Source organism: Streptomyces sp. NPDC005496 (genome assembly GCF_042872045.1).
Classification (GTDB): domain Bacteria; phylum Actinomycetota; class Actinomycetes; order Streptomycetales; family Streptomycetaceae; genus Streptomyces.
Genome location: NZ_JBIAJQ010000002.1, coordinates 350232 through 372148, shown reverse-complemented (window position 1 = coordinate 372148; position 21917 = coordinate 350232). Strand labels below are relative to the sequence as shown.

The 21917-nt window shown below is 73.5% G+C and carries 16 protein-coding genes; 6 read left to right on the top strand and 10 right to left on the bottom strand.

The genetic code is table 11. The features are described from left to right. Positions 1-13 precede the first annotated feature (13 nt). Both ACFYQQ_RS06230 and ACFYQQ_RS06225 read right to left on the bottom strand, forming a co-directional pair. A complete protein-coding gene (locus ACFYQQ_RS06230) occupies positions 14-220 on the bottom strand; it encodes a hypothetical protein (RefSeq protein WP_355779796.1) in 207 nt (68 codons plus the stop codon). Positions 221-435: 215 nt separating this feature from the next. Next, on the bottom strand, positions 436-1872 hold the full coding sequence (locus ACFYQQ_RS06225; protein ID WP_388903701.1) for an MFS transporter: 1437 nt from the start codon (positions 1870-1872) through the stop codon (positions 436-438). Positions 1873-1973: 101 nt separating this feature from the next. Between ACFYQQ_RS06225 and ACFYQQ_RS06220 the strand changes: the two genes are divergently transcribed. After that, positions 1974-2876 (top strand): helix-turn-helix transcriptional regulator, encoded by a 903-nt coding sequence (locus tag ACFYQQ_RS06220; RefSeq protein WP_355779803.1) that lies wholly within the window; start codon positions 1974-1976, stop codon positions 2874-2876. A gap of 48 nt (positions 2877-2924) precedes the next feature. On the opposite strand, the gene ACFYQQ_RS06215 is transcribed toward ACFYQQ_RS06220, so the two are convergent. Then, a complete protein-coding gene (locus tag ACFYQQ_RS06215) occupies positions 2925-4370 on the bottom strand; it encodes an MFS transporter (RefSeq protein ID WP_355779806.1) in 1446 nt (481 codons plus the stop codon). A gap of 119 nt (positions 4371-4489) precedes the next feature. Here ACFYQQ_RS06215 and dusB point away from each other — a divergent pair, with 119 nt between their 5' ends. After that, positions 4490-5641: a tRNA dihydrouridine synthase DusB gene (gene dusB / locus ACFYQQ_RS06210; protein WP_355779809.1), complete on the top strand. Its 1152-nt coding sequence runs from the start codon at positions 4490-4492 to the stop codon at positions 5639-5641. 259 nt (positions 5642-5900) lie between these two features. Here dusB and ACFYQQ_RS06205 read toward each other — a convergent pair whose 3' ends face one another. Next, positions 5901-7838 carry a glycogen debranching N-terminal domain-containing protein gene (locus ACFYQQ_RS06205; protein ID WP_388903698.1) on the bottom strand — a complete coding sequence of 646 codons (1938 nt, stop codon included), beginning with the start codon at positions 7836-7838 and terminating at the stop codon, positions 5901-5903. Continuing rightward, positions 7835-9337, bottom strand: a complete 1503-nt coding sequence (locus ACFYQQ_RS06200; RefSeq protein WP_355792075.1) for a hypothetical protein — start codon at positions 9335-9337, stop codon at positions 7835-7837. The genes ACFYQQ_RS06205 and ACFYQQ_RS06200 overlap by 4 nt, the downstream gene beginning before the upstream one ends. Before the next feature lie 143 nt (positions 9338-9480). On the opposite strand from ACFYQQ_RS06200, the gene ACFYQQ_RS06195 reads away from it, so the two are divergent. From ACFYQQ_RS06195 to ACFYQQ_RS06185, 3 genes are all read left to right on the top strand, one after another. Continuing rightward, on the top strand, positions 9481-10692 hold the full coding sequence (locus ACFYQQ_RS06195; protein WP_388903696.1) for an ROK family protein: 1212 nt from the start codon (positions 9481-9483) through the stop codon (positions 10690-10692). A 429-nt stretch (positions 10693-11121) separates the two neighbouring features. After that, positions 11122-13863 carry a pyruvate, phosphate dikinase gene (gene ppdK, locus ACFYQQ_RS06190; RefSeq protein WP_355782654.1) on the top strand — a complete coding sequence of 914 codons (2742 nt, stop codon included), beginning with the start codon at positions 11122-11124 and terminating at the stop codon, positions 13861-13863. Between the two features lie 199 nt (positions 13864-14062). Beyond that, complete coding sequence (locus ACFYQQ_RS06185) at positions 14063-14989, top strand: oxidoreductase (protein ID WP_355782656.1); 927 nt, start codon at positions 14063-14065, stop codon at positions 14987-14989. A gap of 55 nt (positions 14990-15044) precedes the next feature. Here the strand turns inward: ACFYQQ_RS06185 and nirD are convergent, their stop codons facing one another. Genes nirD through ACFYQQ_RS06170 form a run of 3 tightly spaced genes read right to left on the bottom strand, consistent with a single transcriptional unit; the run spans position 15045 to position 19218 of the window. Continuing rightward, entirely contained in the window at positions 15045-15395 is a 351-nt protein-coding gene (gene nirD / locus ACFYQQ_RS06180; RefSeq protein ID WP_355782658.1) for a nitrite reductase small subunit NirD, read from the bottom strand. Beyond that, positions 15392-17995 (bottom strand): nitrite reductase large subunit NirB, encoded by a 2604-nt coding sequence (nirB, locus tag ACFYQQ_RS06175; RefSeq protein ID WP_355782661.1) that lies wholly within the window; start codon positions 17993-17995, stop codon positions 15392-15394. The genes nirD and nirB overlap by 4 nt, the downstream gene beginning before the upstream one ends. Beyond that, positions 17995-19218: an FAD-dependent oxidoreductase gene (locus ACFYQQ_RS06170; protein WP_355782664.1), complete on the bottom strand. Its 1224-nt coding sequence runs from the start codon at positions 19216-19218 to the stop codon at positions 17995-17997. Before ACFYQQ_RS06170 ends, nirB begins: the two co-directional genes overlap by 1 nt. Positions 19219-19460: 242 nt before the next feature. Here ACFYQQ_RS06170 and ACFYQQ_RS06165 point away from each other — a divergent pair, with 242 nt between their 5' ends. Further along, positions 19461-20246 carry a sulfite exporter TauE/SafE family protein gene (locus ACFYQQ_RS06165; RefSeq protein ID WP_355782667.1) on the top strand — a complete coding sequence of 262 codons (786 nt, stop codon included), beginning with the start codon at positions 19461-19463 and terminating at the stop codon, positions 20244-20246. A 74-nt stretch (positions 20247-20320) separates the two neighbouring features. Here the strand turns inward: ACFYQQ_RS06165 and ACFYQQ_RS06160 are convergent, their stop codons facing one another. Both ACFYQQ_RS06160 and ACFYQQ_RS06155 read right to left on the bottom strand, forming a co-directional pair. Beyond that, positions 20321-20944, bottom strand: a complete 624-nt coding sequence (locus ACFYQQ_RS06160) for a class F sortase (protein WP_388903691.1) — start codon at positions 20942-20944, stop codon at positions 20321-20323. A gap of 168 nt (positions 20945-21112) precedes the next feature. After that, on the bottom strand, positions 21113-21628 hold the full coding sequence (locus ACFYQQ_RS06155) for a hypothetical protein (protein WP_355785751.1): 516 nt from the start codon (positions 21626-21628) through the stop codon (positions 21113-21115). Positions 21629-21917 lie beyond the last annotated feature (289 nt).

The window sequence follows — 21917 nt, the reverse complement described above, 5'->3', positions numbered from 1 at the left end:
GTCCTCTGACGACTTACGACGCCGTGGGGTCCACCGTCGCCTGGTGCGCCTCGGTGAGGTGCTCCTCCGCCTTCAGCCAGGGCAGGAACTGCGCCGCCTTGCGCCAACCGCACGTGTCGCATCTGATCGAGCGCTGGACGCCCGTGCGCTGGACTCTGACGACGTGCTCGCGCCCGTGCTGGTCCCAGCGGCTCACCTTGCTCGTGTTGATCTGAAGCATGAACACCTCCACGTCGACCGCTGTGAGCGCGCAGCAAGGAGTGTGCAGCAAGACCAACATCAACAGGGCGTCCCACGGGCCGAGTCGACCCCGGGATCGAGCGGCGTCACGTTAAGTCGCGGGCGGGCGGGCGAAGTTGACGCTGCGTGTGCGGCGGGCGTCCCGGAGGGCGGGCCGCGAGACTTCCGGGCCGGGGTCGGACACCGGCACGCGGGCTAGCCGACCGTGCGGGGCAGGCGCAGGCTCAGGGCCATCGTCAGGACCACCCCGGCGAGCTGGACGAGGAGCGTGATCACCAGGGCGTCCCGCATGCCGTGGCCCGGGACCAGGGCGAGGAACAGGGAACCGAGGGTCGCCACGCCGAGGGCCAGCGCCGACTGCTGGGTCGTGATCATGACGCCGCCGCCGACACCCGCCCGTACGGCCGGGACCTCGGAGAGGACGACCCGGAACAGGACGGGGAGCTGGAGCGCCTGCCCCGCGCCGGCCACCGCCGCGCCCGGCAGCAACTCCAGCACGCCGAGGTCGGGCCACGACCGCCACGCCGCCAGGGCGATGAGCGCCACCCCCACCGCCTGGATCAGACCGCCCGCGGTCACCACCCGCGTGCCGTACCGGGCGACGAGCCGGGGCCCGCACAGCGAGACGGCGAAGAACACCACCGCCATCGGCGCGAGCGCCAGCCCGGCGGCCACCGGTCCGCGACCCGCGCCCTCCTGGAGGGCCACCGCGATCACGAACATGAAGCCGCTGAAGCCGATCGAGAACGGCACGATCATGATCAGGCCGCGGCGCAGCGAGGTCAGCGCCAGCAGCCCCGGCGGCACGAGCGGGGTACGGCCCTGCCGGTCCGCCCGGCGCTCCACCAGGCAGAAGGCCAGCGCCGCGAACGGGAAGAGGATCAGCGACAGCCAGGTCCACAGCGGCCAGCCCGCCGCCCGGCCCTCCGTCAGCGGCAGCAGCAGCGCGAGCATCGCGACGGCCAGCAGCACGGTGCCCGGGCCGTCCACCGGCTCCGGGCGCTGCGAACGGGTCTCCGGGACCGCACGGGCGGCCAGCACCAGTCCCGCGATCACCACGGGCACGTTCACCAGGAACACCGAGCGCCACCCGGTGCCCGCGATGTCCGCCGCGACCAGGACGCCGCCGAGGATCTGCCCGGCCACCATCGACAGGCCGGCCGTCGCGCCGTACAGGCCCATCGCCCTGGCGCGCCGGGGACCCGCGGTCGCCGACTGGATGGTGGCGAGCACCTGCGGCAGCATCGCCGCCGACGCGGCGCCCTGCGCGACCCGCGCCGCCACCAGCGTCCAGGCGGAGGGCGCGAGCCCGCAGGCCAGCGACGTCACGCCGAACGCCGCCATGCCGCCGAGGAAGAGCCGGCGCCGCCCGAACAGGTCGCCGAGCCGCCCGCCGAGCACCAGCAGCACGGCGTACGAGACCCCGTACCCGGCGACCACCAGCTCCAGGACGGCCTCGCTCGCGTCCAGGTCCCGGCCGATCGTCGGCAGGGCCACATTGACGATGAAGAAGTCGATGAGGGGGAGCGCCGCGCCCAGCAGCACGGTGAACAGCCCGAGCGCGCCGAGTACGGGCGGGGCGGCGGGGGAGCGGACGGCACCACGGTCGAGAACAGTTCCGGTATCGGTCACGTCCACGAGCCTGGTCCCGGTCCGAGACGGGTACCAGAGTCTCCTCATCCTGGTAGCAGAAGTACCTGGAAACAGGGTGGGGAGTGCGCGAGGCTGGGACCATGACGACCATGGCCCAGGAGCAGACGGCAGCGGCGAGCCACCACCACGGCCGCGCGGCGGAGATCCGGCGGCACGAGCTGGCCGCCTTCCTGCGCCACCGCCGCGAGCACGTCACCCCCGAGCGGGTGGGCCTGCCCCGCGGTCCGCGCCGGCGCACCCCAGGTCTGCGCCGCGAGGAGGTCGCGCAGCTCGCCGCCGTCGGCGTCACCTGGTACACGTGGCTCGAACAGGCCAGGGACATCCAGGTCTCCGTGCAGGTGCTCGACGCGCTCGCCCGCGCCCTGCTGCTGGACCCCACCGAGCGCGTCCACCTCTTCCAGCTCGCCGGAGCCGTCGACCCGGCGCCCACCGCGGTCTGCCCGTCGGTCACGCCCGCCCTGCGCGGCCTGCTGGAGCAACTGGAGCCCTACCCGGCCTGCGTCCAGAACAGCCGGTACGACATCCTCGCCTACAACCGCACGTACGGACTGCTGCTCTGCGACCTGGACGCGGTGCCGTCGCAGGACCTCAACTGCATGGTCCTCGCCTACACGCACGCGCAGTGGCGCTCGTCGATCGTGCACCTGGAGGAGACCACCCGGCTGATGGCGGCCAGGTTCCGCGCCGCGATGGCCGGGCACCTCGCCGATCCGGCCTGGAAGACGCTGCTCAAGCGGCTGCGGGCCGAGTCCCCGGACTTCTGCGCGGCCTGGGACCGGCACGAGGTGGTCGGCTCGCGCACCAAGCGCAAGGAGTTCCGAAACGTCCACGTCGGCCGGATCACCGTGGACCACACCGACCTGTGGCTGGGCCCTGAGACCGGCCCCCGCCTGGTGACGTACGTGCCCTCGGACGAGGAGTCCCGCGAGCGTCTTCGGCAGCTCCAGGCGATCGCCGAGGAGCGCGCCGCGGCCCGGGCCTGAAGCCGCGCGGACGCGGGCCCGGCCGCCGCTCCCGGGTCCGCCGGGGGCCTACGCCCGGACGCCCGGCGCCTTCGGGGGCTCCGCCGTCTCCAGCCGCTCCGCGGTGCGCTCGGCGGTGCGCCGGGCCCACTGCCCGCTCGTCAGCGCGCCGAGCACCAGTACCAGGAAGCCGCAGCCCGCGATGATCCACCAGCCGGGACGGGCCGCCGAGACGAAGACGTCCCGGTACGGCGAACTCCCCACGCCGGACGCCAGCACCGCGCCGATCACGGCGACCCCGAGGGTCTGGCCGATCTGCCGGCTGGTGGAGGCCACGGCGGCGGCGACACCCGCCTGGGCACGCGGCATGCCCGAGACGGCGGTGTTGGTGATGGGGGCGTTCACGAAACCGAAGCCGATGCCGAACAGCACGTAGCCGGTCACCAGCGTCACGTTCGACGTCTCCGCCTCGAACGCGGCGAAGAGCACCCCGCTCACCGTCATCGCGACACCGGCGACCAGCAGCGACAGGCGGGGGCCGCGGCTGCCGACCAGCCGGCCGGAGACCGGCGCCGCCAGGAAGCACATGGCGGCCATCGGCAGCATCCACAGACCGGCGTGCAGCGCGTCCAGCCCTCGCACGTTCTGCAGGTACAGCGTGGACAGGAACAGGAAGCCGCTGAGCGCCGAGAACGCGCCGACCGCGATCACCGTGGCCCCGCTGAACGGCGCCGAGCGGAAGAAGCGCAGGTCGATGAGGGGTTCGGCGCGCCGGGGTTCGTAGCGGAGCAGGCCCGCGAGCGCGGCGACTGTGAGGAGGCCGAAGCCGGCGGTCCTGAGGGCACCCGAGTGGGGCGCCTCGATGATCGCGTAGGTCAGCGAGCCGAGCAGCACGATCACCAGGACCTGGCCGAGCGGGTCCGGGCGGCGGGCCCTGGGCGCGCGGGACTCGGGCACGTAACGCAGCGTCAGCAGCAGCGCCGCGAGACCGACCGGGAGGTTGACCCAGAAGATCGAGCGCCAGCCGACGGAGTCCACGAGCAGTCCGCCCACCACCGGCCCGGCGGCCAGGGCTATGCCGACGACGGCGCCCCAGGCGCCGATGGCACGGGCGCGCTCCCGCGGGTCCGTGAAGGTGTTGGTGATGATCGACATCGCCACCGGGTTCAGCATCGAGCCGCCGACGGCCTGGACCATCCGGAAGGCCACGAGCGAGCCGAGGTTCGGGGCGAGGGAGCACAGCAGCGAGCCGAGGGTGAAGACGACCAGGCCGGCGACGAAGACCTTGCGGCGGCCGATGCGGTCGGCGGTCGACCCCGCGAGCATCAGCAGCGAGGCGAGGACCAGCGTGTAGGCGTCGACGGCCCACTGGAGGCCGGCCACGTCGGCGTGCAACTCCCGCTGCATGGAGGGCAGTGCGACGTTCAGGGCCGTGTTGTCGAGGCTCACGATCAGCAGGCTCATGCAGCAGATCGCGAGGACCAGCATGCGGCGGCGATGACTCAGCTCGGGCATCCACACAGCGTACGCCTTTTTCGGTAGTGCGCCTAACTAATGACCACTACATGATCTCTGGCCGGCGGCACCGACCCGCCCCCGTACGAGCACGGGTCGCCGTACGCGACAATGGGGGAATGTCCGCGCCCACCCTCGCCTCCGCGTCCCCGTTGTCGATCGGCCCCCACACGGTGCAGCCGCCCGTGGTCCTCGCGCCCATGGCCGGGATCACGAACGCGCCCTTCCGCACGCTCTGCCGGGAGTTCTCCGGCGGCAAGGGCCTGTTCGTCAGCGAGATGATCACCACGCGAGCCCTGGTCGAGCGCAACGAGAAGACCATGCAGCTGATCCACTTCGACGCGAGCGAGCAGCCGCGCTCGATCCAGCTGTACGGGGTGGACCCGGCGACCGTCGGCAAGGCCGTCCGCATGATCGCGGAAGAGGACCTCGCCGACCACATCGACCTGAACTTCGGCTGCCCGGTGCCCAAGGTGACCCGCAAGGGCGGCGGCTCGGCGCTGCCGTTCAAGCGGAACCTGCTGCGCGCGATCCTGCGCGAGGCCGTCGCCGGCGCCGGTGATCTCCCGGTGACGATGAAGATGCGCAAGGGCATCGACGACGACCACATCACGTACCTGGACGCCGGGCGCATCGCCGTGGAGGAGGGCGTGACCGCCATCGCCCTGCACGGCAGGACCGCCGCGCAGCACTACGGCGGCACCGCGGACTGGGACGCGATCGCCCGCCTGAAGGAGCACGTGCCGGAGATCCCGGTCCTCGGCAACGGCGACATCTGGTCGGCCGAGGACGCGGTGCGGATGGTGCGGGAGACCGGGTGCGACGGCGTCGTCGTCGGACGCGGCTGCCTGGGCCGCCCCTGGATCTTCGGCGACCTGGTCGCCGCCTTCGAGGGACGCACGGAGAGCGCGGCCCCCACCCTGCGCGAGGTCGCCTCGGTCATGGTCCGGCACGCCACCCTGCTCGGCGAGTGGATCGGCGACGAGGCGCGCGGCGTCATCGACTTCCGCAAGCACGTGGCCTGGTACCTCAAGGGCTTCGCGGTCGGCTCCGAGATGCGCAAGCGCCTAGCGGTCACCTCGTCCCTGGCCGAACTGCGCGCCGGGCTCGACGAGCTGGACCTCGACCAGCCCTGGCCCGCCGGAGCCGACGGCCCCCGTGGCCGCACCTCCGGCAACAACCGGGTCGTCCTGCCCGACGGCTGGCTCAAGGACCCCTACGACTGCGCGGGCCTGTCCGAGGACGCGGAACTGGACACGTCCGGCGGCTGACCCGCCACCCGGAACCGGACGCCCGAACCGGACGCCCGGACCGCACCCCCGAACCGGACGCCCGGAACCGGACGCCCGAACCGGACGCCCGGACCGCACCCCCGAACCGGACGCCCGGACCGCATGCCCGGAACCGGACGCCCGGACCGCATGCCCGGAACCGGACGCCCGGGGCGCCCGGAACCGCCTGCCCGGAGCCGCCCGCCCGGAGCGGCCCGCCGGGCGCCGCTCATCGGGGCGCCCGACGGGAGCGGCCCCCTCAGGCGCCGCCCACCGCGGTGAGCAGCGCCAGCGGAGCCGCCGCCGAGCGGGACTCGCGGACGCAGGCGTGCGGGTACGGCACCGGCTCCGCGTGGGTCTCGCGGCCGTAGCCCGCGATCACCTCCGGGAGACGGTGTCCGGCCGCGGTCGCCGCGTCCACCAGGGCGTGTGCGACGGTACGGGCCTCGTCGTGCAGCCCGTAGCGGGCCAGGCCCAGGCAGATCAGGGCGTTGTCATGGGGCCACACCGACCCCCGGTGGTACGAGAGCGGGTGGTACGCCGGCTGGCCCGCGGCGAGGGTGCGTACGCCCCAGCCGGAGAAGAAGTCCGGTGCCAGCAGCCGGCGGCCCACCAGCTCGCCGTACTCCTTGTCCAGCAGCCCCGACCACAGCAGGTGGCCCGCGTCGGAGGCGAGCGCGTCGACATGGCGGCCGTCGCCGTCCAGGGCCAGCGCCGGGAAGGAGTGCTCCGGCATCCAGAAGTCCCGCTGGAAGCGGTCGCGCAGGTCCGCGGCCGCCTGCTCCAGGAGGGCCGCGTACACCTCGTCGCCCCATACGGTCCGCGCGAGCTGGGCGGTCCGGCGCAGCGCGTCGTACGCGTAGCCCTGCGCGCCCGCCGCCATCACCGGGCCGGTGGGCCGGGTGCCCTCGGCCGAGCAGATGGCGCCGGGGGAGTCCTTCCAGTTCTGGTTGGCGAGACCGCCCTCGTCCGCCCGGTAGACGAGGTAGCCGCGCGAGGTGAGCCCGCCGTGGTCCAGCATCCAGCCGATCGCCGCCCGCGCGTGGGACTCCAGACGGCGGGCCAGGGCGACGTCGCCGGTCCGCTCCACGTAGGCGCCGAGCAGGACGAGGAACAGCGGCGTCGCGTCCACCGAGCCGTAGTAGCGCCCGTACGGCACCTGCCCGAAGTGCGCCAGCTCCCCGTGCCGCACCTCGTGCACGATCTTGCCCGGCTGGGCGACCGGTCCCGTGCCCGTCCCGGTGGCCTGGGTCGCGGCGAGCGCGGCGAGCGTGGCGGCGGCCGGCCGGGGCCGGTAGGGGAGGGCGAAGAGAGAGGTCAGGAGGGCGTCGCGGCCCAGCAGGGTGAGGAACCAGGGCACTCCCGCGGCGGGGACGCGCAGGTCCTCGCCGTCCGGGCCGCGCGCCGGCACCTGGAGCGCCGCGAGGTCGGACAGGCCCCGCGCGCAGGCAGCGGCCAGCTCCGGCCAGCCGGTCGGGAAGGGCACGCCCTCCGCGAACTCGCCCTCCAGTTCCAGCAGTTCCCGGTTGACGGCGGCGGGGGTGGGCGGGACGTCCGGCATCCGGGGCGCGCCGTGCGGACGGGCCGCGACCCGCAGCGCCAGCTCCGCCGAGCCGTGCGGCGCGAGGTCCAGGGACCAGACGAGCCGCCGGGCGCCGGTCCCCGTCTCCTCCACACCGTCGGGGGCGGGCTCGGCGGTGACCGTCGTACAGGACCGCCATTCGCCGCGCCGGTAGCCGAACTCCACGCCGTCGTCGAGGACTTCGCGGGTGCGGACGGCGCCCCGCTTGGCGTACGTGCGGTAGTCGGAGCGCAGCTCGAACTGGTCCGCGAAGTCGGCGTCGGCGGTGACCGCGATGCGGACCGTCGTCGGCGTGGCGCGGTTGCTGGTGACCCGCAGCGCCTCCACGAACGCGCCGTCGGCGACGGCCTGTTCGCGGAAGAGCGTGTACGCGGGCGGCTCCTGGCGGCCGCCGCGCGGCACGAGCACGCAGCGGGCCGTGTCCCCGTCCGCGACGGGCGCGAGTGCCTCGGGCACCGCGCCGTCGACGGTCAGCTGCCAGCGGCTCAGATGGCGTGCGTCGCGCACGAACAGGCCGTCCGGCGAGCCGCCGCCGCGTACCCCGCTGATGTCCCCGCCGTCGCCCACGGCGGCGAACGTCCCGCCCCGCACGAGCAGATGATGCCGGTCCGTCATCCCCGGTCCCCTCCCTGGTCCCTCATGTCGAACGTGCCGTCCCCCGCGCGGGACACGCTCCGCGCGTCGCGCCCGGGGGACCGGTGCAGCAGATCGAGGGTGAGCGCGGCCGTCCAGCCGAAGCCGGGCGCTCCGCAGCCCTCACCCGTGTACGGGTCCACGTACTCGGCGAACTCCGAGGTGCCCGCCGTGTCCAGCAGCGCCGCCCGCAGGGCGTCCGCCGGTCCGTGCTCGCCGTGCAGGCGCAGCCCGCGCTCCAGCAGCCAGTTGGTGTTGAACCAGGCGGGGCCGCGCCAGTAGCGGTGCGGGTCGAACGCCGCGCCCGTGAGGTCGTAGCTCGGCACGAGCCGGCAGGCGGTGCCGAGCCCGAAGTGCGGGCCCCGCACGGTGCCGGCCAGCCGCGCGGCGATCTCGCGGGGGAGCGTGGGCAGCATCAGCGGTACGAGGCCGGCGACCCCGCGCTCGGGGATCGGCCCGCCGCGCACGTCCCGGCAGAGGAACATGCCCTCGGCCGGGTCCCACAGCCGCTCGACCAGGGCCGCCGTGAGGCGCTCCGCGCGGGCGTGCCGGGCCGTGCCCGTCGCGCCGAGCTCGTGCGCGATACGGGCCAGCGCGTGCTCCGAGGCGATCAGCAGGGCGTTGAACGCGGGGTCCTCGACGGCGAACTCGCCCACCCCGTCCGCGTATCCGCGGTCCCGGTAGTCGGCGGCGAGGCGCACGTACCGCCCGTAGTCGAGGTCCGTGGGCCGGTCCTCGGCGGCCCCGTGGTCGAGGTCCGCGCGGCGGAAGGAGCGGGGCGGTGCCGGTGTGACCCGGCTCAACGGGGCGTCCCAGCAGGGGCTGTTGTCCATGCCCTGCTCCCACGGGTGGACGACCGCGGCGAGGCCGCCGCCGCCGAGGTCGCGGCGGTGCAGGAGGTAGCGGTGCCAGGCGGCGAGGCGCGGGTAGGCCCTGGACAGGAAGCCCCGGGCGCGGGACAGCCGGGGGTCGGCGCGGTGCACGAGCCAGACGGCGAGGGCGTGCACCGGTGGCTGGACGATCCCCGAGGTCTGTACGGTGCGCGGGGCGCCGACGGCGCGTCCCGCGGTGGCCGAGCGCCAGAAGTCGGGACTCGGGAAGTACGCGTCGAGCGGCACGGAGGGGTTGAAGACGATGTGCGGGACGCGCCCGTCGGCCCACTGGGCGCCGAGCAGCGTCTCCAGCTCGGTCTGGGCGCGTAACGGGGACAGGTGCCGCAGGCCGATCGCGATGAACGCGGAGTCCCAGGACCACTGGTGCGGGTACAGACCGCGTGAGGGCACCGTGGACGTCCCCGTCCAGTTGGCGGCCAGCACCCGGGCGGCGTCCCGGTGCAGGGCGCCGGCCTCGGCCGGGTCGTATACGGCGCTGCCGGAGGCGGCGGCGGACCCGTCCGGACCGGGCGGAGCGGGTGGTCCGGGGGTCCGCGCGGGCGCGGCGGACTCCGGTCGCAGGGCGGTGAGTTGGGCTGTGCGGTCCACTCAGGTCTCCCCGAAGACGTCCGGCCGACCGGTTCGGCGGTACCTACCGTAGGGTTACGTCTATTTAACACGCAAAACGCAATATGTAATGCAGAGTTGGTGAACGCAAGAGGGTGGGCATGACGGGAAGGGCGGCGAAGGCCATGAGAGCCGGAAGCCAGGCGAGCGCCGGGGACCTGCTGCAACTGGTGCGCAGCGGACGGGCGACGACACGCGGCGCGCTCCAGCACGAGACCGGCCTGTCGCGGGCCACGGTCGGGCAGCGCCTCGACCGGCTGTTCCGCGCGGGCTGGCTGCGCGAGGGCGCGGGCGGCCCGGTCGACTCCCCGCTGGGCGGCCGGCCCTCGATCACCCTGGAGTTCGACGACGCACACGCCGTCGTCCTCGCCGCCGACCTCGACACCCGGCACGCCCGGGTGGCCGTGCTCAGCCTCGGCGGCGAGATCCTGGCGGAGCACATGGGGGTCCTGGTCCTCGACGAGGGGCCGGAGACGGTCCTCGGCGAACTCGGCCGCCGCTTCGCGGAGTTGCTGGACAAGGCCGGGCGGCACGCCGGGTCGGTGTGCGGCATCGGGCTCGCCGTGCCGGGTCCCGTCGACCACGCGAGCGGGCTGGTCGTGCAGCCGCCGATGATGCCGGGCTGGGACGGCTACGACATAGGCGGCCGGCTGGCCCGCGCACTCGCCGAGCACGCGGGCACCGACGGCGGTGCCCGCGTGCCGGTCCTCGTCGACAACGACGCCAACCTGATGGCGTACGGCGAGCAGCGCACGGGGTATCCGGACTGCTCGGCCTTCGCCCTGGTCAAGGTCTCCACGGGGATCGGCGCCGGTGTCGTCGTCGGCGGCTCCGTCTACCGGGGTATCGACGGGGGCGCCGGGGACATCGGGCACATCCGCGTCCCGGAGGGCGCCGGCGCGCTGTGCCGGTGCGGTTCGTACGGCTGCCTGGCGGCCCTGGCGAGCGGCGGGGCGGTGGCGCGGCGGCTCACCGAGGCGGGGGTGCCGGCCGCCTCGGGCTCGGACGTGCGGGACCTGCTGGCGGCGGGCAACCCCGAGGCGGTGGCGCTCGCGCGGGAGGCGGGACGGCACGTGGGCGAGGTCCTGGCCACGGTGGTGACCCTGCTCAATCCGGGCGTCCTGATGATCGCGGGAGATCTGGCCGGAACCCACTTCCTGACGGGCGTGCGCGAGCTGCTGTACCAGCGGGCGCTGCCCCGCTCCACCGCCCGCCTGGACGTGGTCACCTCCCGGCTCGGCGACCGGGCCGGGCTGATCGGGGCCGGGGCGATGGTCGTGGAGCACCTGTACGCGCCCGAGCGGGTCGAGGAACGGCTGGCCGCGCTGGGGGTGTGAGCGGCGGCGGAGCCCTCTTCGTGTCGTCCGTGTGACGCTTCCGCGACGCCGTCCGGATGGTGAAATCCCGGCCCCGTCCACGGCGTGATTCTCGCCACCCCTGATAGGGGTAGCGCTCAGATGAGCGATTTGGCGTCGGTTGCACTTCCCTAAGGGGTGGCACTGAGTGCCACCCCTTGATCGTTCACGGGATGAACTCAGTCGTGGCGACTGGCGCTCACTTGAGCGGCTTGGAGGTGTTGTGAGGGCCGGCCCGTTCAAGAAGTGAAAACAGCGGACCGGGGCGGACCTCCGCCGTCGACTTTCGATCTGGTGGCGGACGAGTGGTTACGGGCGCATGACGCGCAAGTGGACGTACCCAGGTGCCTTCGATCTGGGTATGTTCCTCGCCGTCAGGGCAGCCACCGTCACGTCGAGGAGTCGAGACCCGTGTCGGAAAACAAAGATCCCCACGTAGCTCAGAGCGGTGCCGAGGACGTGAAGTTCGTCTACGACTTCACGGAAGGCAACAAGGACCTCAAGGACCTGCTGGGCGGCAAGGGTGCGAACCTCGCCGAGATGACCAACCTCGGTCTTCCCGTCCCGCCGGGCTTCACCATCACCACCGAGGCCTGCAAGACCTACCTCGACAGCGGCGAGGAGCCGGCGGCACTGCGTGACGAGGTGAGTGCGCACCTCGACGCCCTCGAGCAGAAGATGGGCAAGAAGCTCGGCCAGGCCGACGATCCCCTCCTCGTGTCGGTCCGCTCCGGAGCCAAGTTCTCCATGCCGGGCATGATGGACACCGTCCTGAACATCGGGCTCTCCGACAAGTCGGTGCAGGGCCTGGCCGTGCAGGCCGGCGACGACCGCTTCGCGTGGGACTCCTACCGCCGCCTCATCCAGATGTTCGGCAAGACGGTCCTCGGCGTGGACGGCGACCTCTTCGAGGAGGCGCTGGAGGCGGCCAAGGCGGCGAAGAAGGTCACCGTCGACACGGACCTCGAAGCGGCCGACCTCAAGAAGCTCGTCACCAAGTTCAAGAAGATCGTCAAGACCGAGGCGGGGCGCGACTTCCCGCAGGACCCGCGCGAGCAGATGGACCTCGCCATCCACGCGGTCTTCGACTCCTGGAACACCGACCGCGCCAAGCTCTACCGCCGCCAGGAGCGCATCCCGCACGACCTCGGCACGGCCGTCAACGTCTGTTCCATGGTCTTCGGCAACCTCGGCCCCGACTCCGGCACCGGCGTCGCCTTCACCCGCGACCCCGCCTCCGGCCACCAGGGCGTGTACGGCGACTACCTGCAGAACGCCCAGGGCGAGGACGTCGTCGCGGGCATCCGCAACACGGTGCCGCTCGCCGAGCTGGAGCAGATCGACAAGAAGTCGTACGACCAGCTGATGCAGATCATGGAGACCCTGGAGAACCACTACAAGGATCTCTGCGACATCGAGTTCACCATCGAGCGCGGCCAGCTGTGGATGCTGCAGACCCGCGTCGGCAAGCGGACCGCCGGTGCCGCCTTCCGCATCGCCACCCAGCTCGTCGACCAGGGCCTGATCGACGAGGCCGAGGCCCTCCAGCGGGTGACGGGCGCCCAGCTCGCCCAGCTGATGTTCCCCCGCTTCGACGAGGCCGCGAAGGTCCAGCAGGTCGGCCGGGGCATCGCCGCCTCGCCGGGCGCGGCCGTCGGCAAGGCGGTCTTCGACTCGTACACCGCGGTGAAGTGGTCGCGTTCGGGCGAGAAGGTCATCCTGGTCCGCCGCGAGACCAACCCGGACGACCTCGACGGCATGATCGCGGCCGAGGGCATCCTGACCTCACGCGGCGGCAAGACCTCCCACGCGGCCGTCGTCGCCCGCGGCATGGGCAAGACCTGTGTCTGCGGCGCCGAGGAGCTGGAGGTCGACACCAAGCGGCGCCGGATGACGGTGCCGGGCGGCCACGTCGTCGAGGAGGGCGACGTCATCTCCATCGACGGCTCCACCGGCAAGGTCTACCTGGGCGAGGTCCCGGTGGTCCCGTCCCCGGTCGTCGAGTACTTCGAGGGCCGGATGCACGCGGGCGCCAACGACGCCGACGAGCTGGTCGAGGCCGTGCACCGGATCATGGCCTTCGCCGACCGCAAGCGGCGCCTGCGGGTGCGCGCGAACGCGGACAACGCCGAGGACGCGATGCGCGCCCGCCGCTTCGGCGCGCAGGGCATCGGCCTGTGCCGCACCGAGCACATGTTCCTCGGCGACCGCCGCGAGCTGGTCGAGCGCCTGATCCTGGCGGACACGGAGGACGAGCGCGAGAAGTCGCTGAAGGCGCTGCTCCCGCTCCAGAAGCAGGACTTCGTGGAGCTGTTCTCGGCGATGGACGGACTGCCGGTGACGATCCGGCTGCTCGACCCGCCGCTGCACGAGTTCCTGCCCGACATCACCGAGCTGTCGGTCCGGGTGGCGCTCGCCGAGTCCCGCAAGGACGCCAACGAGAACGACCTGCGCCTGCTCCAGGCCGTGCACCGCCTGCACGAGCAGAACCCGATGCTGGGCCTGCGCGGTGTCCGCCTCGGCCTCGTCATCCCGGGCCTGTTCACCATGCAGGTACGGGCGATCGCCGAGGCCGCGGCCGAACGCCGCAACGCCAAGGGCGACCCGCGCGCCGAGATCATGATCCCGCTCGTCGGCACCGTCCAGGAGCTGGAGATCGTCCGCGAAGAGGCCGACCAGGTCATCGCCGAGGTCCAGGAGGCCACGGGGGTCCAGCTCAACCTCGCCATCGGCACGATGATCGAGCTGCCCCGGGCCGCGCTGACCGCCGGCCAGATCGCCGAGGCCGCCGAGTTCTTCTCCTTCGGCACGAACGACCTCACCCAGACGGTGTGGGGCTTCTCCCGCGACGACGTGGAGGCCAGCTTCTTCACCGCGTACCTGGAGAAGGGCATCTTCGGGGTCTCCCCCTTCGAGACCATCGACCGGGACGGCGTCGGCTCGCTCGTCCGCAGCGCGGTCGAGGCCGGCCGGGCCACCCGCCCCGACCTCAAGCTCGGCGTCTGCGGCGAGCACGGCGGCGACCCGGAGTCGGTGCACTTCTTCCACGAGGTGGGACTCGACTACGTCTCCTGCTCGCCGTTCCGGATCCCGGTGGCGCGCCTGGAGGCGGGACGCGCCGCGTCCTCCTCGGCGGGCAGCGACCACCGCTGAACCCCCGGGGCCGCCGCCGGTCACTTCTCGACCCTCACCGGCCGGCGGCGGTCCCGGTGCACCAGGAGAGGGCGGTACCCCTGTGCGGGGGGTACCGCCCTCCCGGGCGTTCACGCCGCCGCTCCGCGCGCGTGACCGGGACCGGCCGGGCGGCGGGCGTACGGTGAGGGGACACTTCGCCGGAGAGGGAACATCCGTCATGACGGGCTGGAACGCGAGCGACATCCCCGACCAGAGCGGCCGCAGCGCGGTCGTCACCGGCGCCAACAGCGGCATCGGCTACGTCACCGCGCGGGAGCTGGCCCGCCGCGGCGCCCGCGTGGTCCTCGCCTGCCGCAGCGAGGAGCGCGGACACGAGGCCGGTGACCGTCTCGTCGCCGAAGTGCCGGGCGCCGACGTGGTGTTCCGCCGACTGGACCTCGCGGACCTCGCCTCCGTACGGGAGTTCGCCGCCGGGTACCCGTACGAGCGGCTCGACCTGCTGGTGAACAACGCCGGGGTCATGGCGCTGCCGCAGGGCCGCACCGCCGACGGGTTCGAGACCCAGTTCGGCGTCAACCACCTCGGGCACTTCGCGCTGACCGGGCTGCTCCTGCCCGCCCTGCTGGGCACGCCCGGCGCGCGGATCGTGACCCTGTCCAGCATGGTGCACGCCCTCGCCAACATCGACATCGACGACCTCAACGCCGAGCACGGCTACCGGCGTTGGATCGCCTACGCCCGGTCCAAGACCGCCAACCTGCTCTTCACCCACGAGCTGGCCCGCAGGCTCGCCGCCACCGGCGCGGAAGCGGTGGCCGCCGCCGCGCACCCCGGGTACGCCTCCACGAACCTCCAGACCGCCGGAGCCCGGATGGAGGGGCGCAGGGGCGCCGAGCGGTTCGCGGAGCTCGGCAACCGCGTCTTCGCGCAGAGCGCCGAGGCGGGCGCCCTGCCCACGCTGTACGCGGCCACCGCGCCGGGCGTCCTGTCCGACTCCTTCACCGGCCCCTCGTTCGCGATGTGGCGCGGGGCGCCCGCCGCGTCCTGGCGGGCCCCCTGGACCCGCGACGACCGGGCTTCGGGCCGCCTGTGGACCGCCTCCGAGGAGCTGACGGGCGTCCGCTACGACGCCCTGAAGAGCTGACCCCGCCTCCCGCCGGACCGGGGCGAGCGGCCCGGCGCCGGCGGGAGCGGCGCCCTCAGAAGGCCCGTACCTCGTATGCCGTGACCCGCACCGAGTCGTCGTCCAGGCACTGCCCGGAGGCGAGGTCGAAGCGCTGCTTGAGCAGGGGCGAGGCGACGAACGCCCGGCCCTGCCGGCTGCCCGTCAGACCGCGGGAGAGGACCGCCGCGCCGGTGAACGGGTCGCGGTTGTCGATGGCGTACGTGCGTCCCGCGCGGTCGGTGAAGAGCGCGACCTGCCGGCCGTCCGGCAGCAGGGCCGCGACGCCCCGGCCCGGGGTCAGCAGGGACAGGTCGCAGACGGTGAACCAGTCGTCCTCCAGGCGGAGCTGGACCTTCAGGGCGGTGGTCTCGGGGGCGATCGTCATCGCTGGGCGCTTCCTTCCAGGGCTTCGGCGGGCCGCGTGCCGATGGTGAGCAGCGGCAGGTCGGGCTTGATCTGGTCGCGCTCCGGCACGAAGCCGACGACCGGGTCGGGCGTGTCGGGGGCGTTCACGAAGGACACGAACCGGGCCAGCTTCTCGGGGTCGTTGATGGTCTCGGCCCACTCGTCGCGGTAGCCCGCGACATGGGCCCGCATCAGGCCCTCCAGTTCCTCGCAGATGCCGAGCGAGTCGTGCACGACCACGTCGCGTACGTGGTCCAGGCCGCCCTCGACGCGCTCCAGCCAGGTGGAGGTGCGCTCCAGTCGGTCGGCGGTGCGGATGTAGAACATCAGGAACCGGTCGATCAGGCGCACCAGTTCGGCGTCCGAGAGGTCCTGGGCGAGCAGGTCGGCGTGACGCGGGGTCGCGCCGCCGTTGCCGCCCACGTAGAGGTTCCAGCCGTTGGAGGTGGCGATGATGCCGAAGTCCTTGGACTGGGCCTCGGCGCACTCGCGGGCGCACCCGGAGACCGCCGACTTCAGCTTGTGCGGCGAGCGCAGGCCCCGGTAGCGCAGCTCCAGGTCGATCGCCATGCGGACCGAGTCCTGCACGCCGTAGCGGCACCAGGTCTGCCCCACACAGGACTTGACCGTGCGCAGCGACTTGCCGTACGCGTGCCCCGACTCGAAGCCGGCGTCCACCAGCCGGGCCCAGATCAGCGGGAGCTGCTCCACCCGGGCGCCGAACATGTCGATGCGCTGACCGCCGGTGATCTTCGTGTAGAGGCCGAAGTCGCGGGCCACCTCGCCGATCACGATCAGCTTCTCCGGGGTGATCTCACCGCCGGGGATGCGCGGCACGATCGAATAGGAGCCGTTCTTCTGGAGGTTGGCGAGGAAGTGGTCGTTGGTGTCCTGGAGCGCGGCCTGCTCGCCGTCCAGGACGTAGCCCTCGGCGCCGATCGTCGGGGCCAGCGAGGCGATGATCGAGCCGATCGCGGGCTTGCAGGTCTCGCAGCCGTCGCCGCCCCGGGCGTCCTCGCGGCCGTAGCGGTCCAGCAGCACCTGGTAGGAGTTGACGCGCAGGGCGAGGACGATCTCGTACAGCTCCTCGCGGGTCTGCGCGAAGCAGCCGCACAGGCCCTTGTCGACCTCGACGCCGCTCGCCTCCAGCTCGGAGGTGACCAGCTGGCCCAGCACCTTGACGCAACTGCCGCAGCCGGTACCGGCCTTGGTGCACTTCTTCACCTCGGGCACGGTCGTGCAGGAGTGCTCGGTGACCGCACCGCGGATCGTGCCCTTGGTGACGTTGTGGCAGGAGCAGATGACGGCCTCGTCCGGCAGCGCCGAGGGGCCGAGGGCGACCGGACCGCCGGAGCCGGCCGGCAGCACGAGCTGCTCGGGCGCGATCGGCGGCACCGACCCGGTGAGGGCGCGCAGCGTGCCGTACGCGTCCGCGTCGCCGACCAGGATGCCGCCGAGCAGCCGCCCGTCGCGGCCGATGACCAGCTTCTTGTAGGTGCCGGAGCGGGAGTCGGCGTAGACGACGTCGAGGCAGTCCGCGGTGGCGCCGTGCGCGTCGCCGAAGGAGGCGACGTCGACACCGAGCAGCTTCAGCTTGGTGGAGAGGTCGGCGCCGGTGAAGCTCGCCTCGTCCGCGGCGATGGTGGCGGCGGCCGTCTCGGCCATCTCGTAGCCAGGCGCGACCAGGCCGTAGACCCGGCCGTCCGAGGCCAGCGCGCACTCGCCGATGGCGAACACGTGCGGGTCCGAGGTGCGGCACTGCTCGTCGACGGAGATGCCGCCGCGCTCGCCGACCGTGAGGCCGGTGTCGCGGGCGAGCTGGTCGCGGGGCCGGACGCCCGCCGAGAACACCACGAGGTCCGTGGCGAGTTCGGAGCCGTCGGACAGCTTCATGCCGGTGACCGCGCCGTCCTCCCCGACGACGATCTCCTGCGTGCCCGTGCCCGTGTGCACGGTCAGGCCCATCTCCTCGATGGTGCGCAGCAGCGCCGCCCCGCCGCCCTCGTCGACCTGCACCGGCATCAGGCGCGGCGCGAACTCCACGATGTGCGAGGTCAGTCCGAGACCCTTGAGGGCGCCCGCCGCCTCCAGGCCGAGCAGTCCGCCGCCGACCACCGCGCCGGTCGTCGCCCGGGACTTCGCGTACTCCTCGATCGCGAGGAGGTCCTCGATCGTGCGGTAGACGAAGCAGCCCTCGGCGTCCTTGCCCGGCACCGGCGGCACGAAGGGGTACGAGCCGGTGGCGAGGACGAGGGTGTCGTAGGAGAAGGACAGACCCGAGCGGGCCGTCACCTTCCTGGCCTCGCGGTCGATCGTCTCGGCGGGGTCGCCGAGGTGCAGCTCGATGCCGTGCTCCTTGATGAACTCCTCGTCGGAGAGCGAGAGTTCCTCCGGGGTGCGGCCCGAGAAGTACGAGGTGAGCTGGACCCGGTCGTACGCGGGGCGCGGCTCCTCGCACAGCACGACCACGCGGTGCGTGGCGGTCAGGCCGCGCTCGGCGAGCGCTTCGAGGAAGCGCTGGCCGACCATGCCGTGGCCGACGAGCACGATCGTGGGGGTGCCCCCCAGGGTGGCGGTCATCAGGAGCCTCCGTCGTTGGTGAGCAGGTGGAGCAGGGGAGCGCCGTCCACGGGGAGCGGCTCTGCTCCCTCCCAGGCGCGCGCGAGCGCGCCGACGGTGCCGAGTTCGCCGACGAGCACGCCGCCGACCAGGCGGTCGTCGCGGACGACGACCTTGCGGTAGGTGCCGCGGGTGGCGTCGGCGAGCTGGATGACGTCGTCGCCCGGGCGGGGGTCGGTCTCGCCGAACGCGGCGAGGTCGAAGGGCGCGTTGCCGGTCAGGGTGAGCCGGGTCAGGGCCCGGGTGCCGCCGTAGCGGGCGTCCTCGCCCCGGCCGCCGGCCAGCAGTCCGGCCAGGACGTCGGCCTGTTCCAGGGCGGGGGTGGCGAGTCCGTAGACCGTGCCCCCGTGCTGGGTGCAGTCGCCGATCGCGTAGATGTGCGGGTCGGAGGTGCGCAGCCGGTCGTCGACGATGACGCCCTTGTGGACAGCCAGGCCCGCGTCCTGGGCGAGCCCCACCCGGGGGTGGACCCCGCAGGCGAGGACGACGAGGTCGGCGTCCAGGGCGTACCCGTCGGCCATCTCGACCGAGCGGACGGCCCCGCCGACGCAGCGCACGTCGCGCACCCGTGTCTCGGTGTGCACCTCGACGCCCAGTTCCGTGAGGTGGCGGTGCACCAGCCGGGACGCGGACGGGTCGAGCTGGCGCTCCATGAGCCGCTCGGCCTGCTGGGCGAGGACCACCTGGGCGCCGCGCACGGCCAGCGCCCGGGCGGCCGAGACGCCAAGGAGGCCGCCGCCGATGACGACGGCGCGGGTGCCCTGCCGGACGGCCTTCGAGAGGCCGAGGCAGTCGTCCATGGTGCGGAACGCGTGCACGCCCTCGGGCAGTTCGTGCCGGTCCTGGGCGAACAGGCCGCGCAGGGGCGGCAGTACGGGGTTCGAGCCGGTCGCGAGGACCAGCGTGTCGTAGGCGATCTCGGAACCGTCGGCGCAGCTCAGCGTGCGGGCGGCCCGGTCGATGCCGGTGACCCGGGTGCGGACCAGGCCGGCCGGGGCCGGGAGGGCGATCACCTCGGGGGCGTACCGCCCGGCGAGGACCTCGGCGAGCAGCACCCGGTTGTAGGGGCGGTGCTCCTCCTCACCGATGAGCACGACGGACATGCCGAGCTCGTCGAGCCGGTGGGCGAGCCGGGCGCCCGCGATGCCGGCGCCGATCACCACCACACGCGTTTTCGAGGTCATGTCAGCAGCGTGCGGGGCCGGTGTTACCCGGTCGCATCACTCCCGTTTCCCGCGGGGAACGCTGCGCTCAGCGCGGGCACGGGCGGGGTGTGAGGGTTCTGCGGGCGGTCCCGCGGGCCGCTGTGAGTCACCCGCGGGGCGGCGCGGGCCTCGGCGGCGGGTCCGGCGGGCGGGCGGTGCCAACCTCAGAAGACGCTCAGGTCCGTGGACGGCACATCCATCCGCTCCGTAGGGTCCCGATCATGCCCGACATATCGCTGACCATGGTCGTCGTCCTGTGCCTCGCCTCCCTCGCGGCGGGCTGGATCGACGCCGTGGTGGGCGGCGGCGGGCTCCTGCTGCTGCCCGCGCTGCTGCTCGGGCTGCCGAACTCCGGGTCGGCCGCCCAGTACGCGCTGGGCACCAACAAGGCGGTGGCGATCGTCGGCACGACCGGCGCGGCGGTGACGTACGCCCGCAAGGCACCGGTGGACGTCGGCACGGCCGTGCGCATCGGGCTGGCGGCGCTCGCCGGGTCCACGGGGGGCGCGTTCGTCGCCGCCGGAATGAGCACCGAGGTGCTGAAGCCCGTCGTCATGGTCGTCCTGCTGGGCGTCGGGGCCTTCGTGATCCTGCGGCCCTCCTTCGGCACGGCGCCCTCGACGGAGCCCGTGCCGCCGCGCCGCGTCCTGGCCGCCATCGGGCTCGCCGGCCTCGGCATCGGCTTCTACGACGGTCTGATCGGTCCCGGCACCGGCACGTTCCTGGTGCTCGCCCTCACCGCGCTGCTCCACCTCGACCTGGTGACCGCCTCCGCCACCGCCAAGATCGTCAACTGCTGCACCAACGCGGGCGCCCTCGCGACCTTCGCCTGGAAGGGCACGGTCTACTGGCAGCTCGCCGCGCTGATGGCCGTCTTCAACCTGGTCGGCGGCACGGTCGGGGCGCGCACGGCGCTCAAGAAGGGCAGCGGCTTCGTCCGGGTGGTGCTGCTGACGGTGGTCTTCGCTCTGGTCGCGAACCTGGCCTACCAGCAGTGGCTGGCCTGACCCGGCCGCACACCGCCCGCCGCACATCGCCCGCCCGGCGGCTCCCGCCCGCGCACAGCCCTCGCGCGGCCCGCTCAGCGGCTCCCGGTGAGGTGGGCGAAGACGACCACGTTCCCCTGGTAGCCCGTCGCCTTCGAGTAGCCGCCGCCGCAGGTGATGACGCGCAGCTCGGGGCGCCGGGCCGCGCCGTACACCTTCTCGTCGGGGAAGGCGCGGGCGTCGTACACCTCGACCGCGTCCACGGTGAACAGGGCGACCGAGCCGTCCCGGCGGGCCACCTCGACGGAGCTGCCCTTCTTCAGGCTCCCGAGGCCGTAGAAGACCGCGGGGCCTCGGGCGTTGTCGACGTGACCGGCGACCACGGCGGTGCCCGTGTCACCCGGGGTGGTGCCCGCCTCGTACCAGCCGGCGAGGTTCTTCCTGGCGGCCGGCGGGACGTCCAGGCTGCCCTGCGGGGTGAGCCCGAGTCCCATCAGCGGGGCGTCCACGTCGATGGCGGGGATGCGGATGCGGTCGGGCGGGGAGGGTGGCAGCGCGGGCGCCGCGGACTGCCCCTCGGTCGCTCCCGGTGAGGCGGCCTGCGCGGCCGAGGGCTGCGGGGGCGGCTGCCGCTCGGCGCCGCTGCGCAGCAGCCACGCGCCGGAGCACAGGGCCGTCACGGTGACGGCCGATATGGCGAGGTTGCTCAGTCTGCGCACGTGAGCCTCCTGTCGGGGTGCCACGGGGGCCCGCGTCCGTTCCCTGTGCCCCGGAGCCCGCGTCGGTGGGACCGCCCGGGTCCGCCACCCCCTCCGGGCCGCGAGGGGCGTCGGACCCGGAGGGGGCGGGGACGGCGGTACCTGGGGACGGACAGCGGAGGGTGTCCGTCAGAACCCGTCGCCTCTCGCGCGGCGATGCAGGAGCCAGGTACCGCCCGCGGCGGCGACGGCCAGCGCCGCCACACCCGCCGCGGTCTGCACGGGGTCGGGGCCGAGTGCGCCGCCGACCCCCGTCTTGACACTTCCTCGCGGGTGCACCCGCTCGTCGTTGGAGGTCAGCGTGACCACCAGATCGCCGGACACCTGCCGGCCGCCGGAGCACTTCGCGACGATCTCGTACGTCCCCGGCTGGGCACCGGGCGGCACCCGGAACCGTCCGGCCGTGTCCCGTCCGTGCGCCCCGGGGGCCAGCGCGAACGTGCCCGCGCCCACCGCGCTGGCGTCCCCCGTCGCCGTGCCGTCGGCGCCGCACGCCGCCGTGCCGACCGAGACGTCGGCGCCGGGGACGGCGGTGGCCGGATAGACGTCGAGGGTGCCGGTGTCCCCGCCGTACGCGGGCGCGGCGGCGAGGCCCGCGGCGGCGACGGCGAGCGCGGTACCGGTCAGCAGACGGGCTGTGCGCATCGTGTTGCTCCTCCGAGAGGGCGCGGCCCGCGGCACCCCCATGTGCCGCTGCGTCGGTCGCACCCCTGCCCTACCGAGGTAAGTGCCACCCGGCCCGCTCCGCTCCCTGATGGCACGTCAGAAACGCGGCGTACGGGTGCCGGGGGCGGCCCGCACCGGCCCCGCGCGGCGCCATTCCAGCAGGTCACCGGCGTACGGCGGAGAGCCCGCGGAGGAGAACCCCGCGGGCGCGGGGCGCGGGTGTGAACGGGTGACCCGCACCCCGCCGGTCCACCGCGAGGCCCCCCGC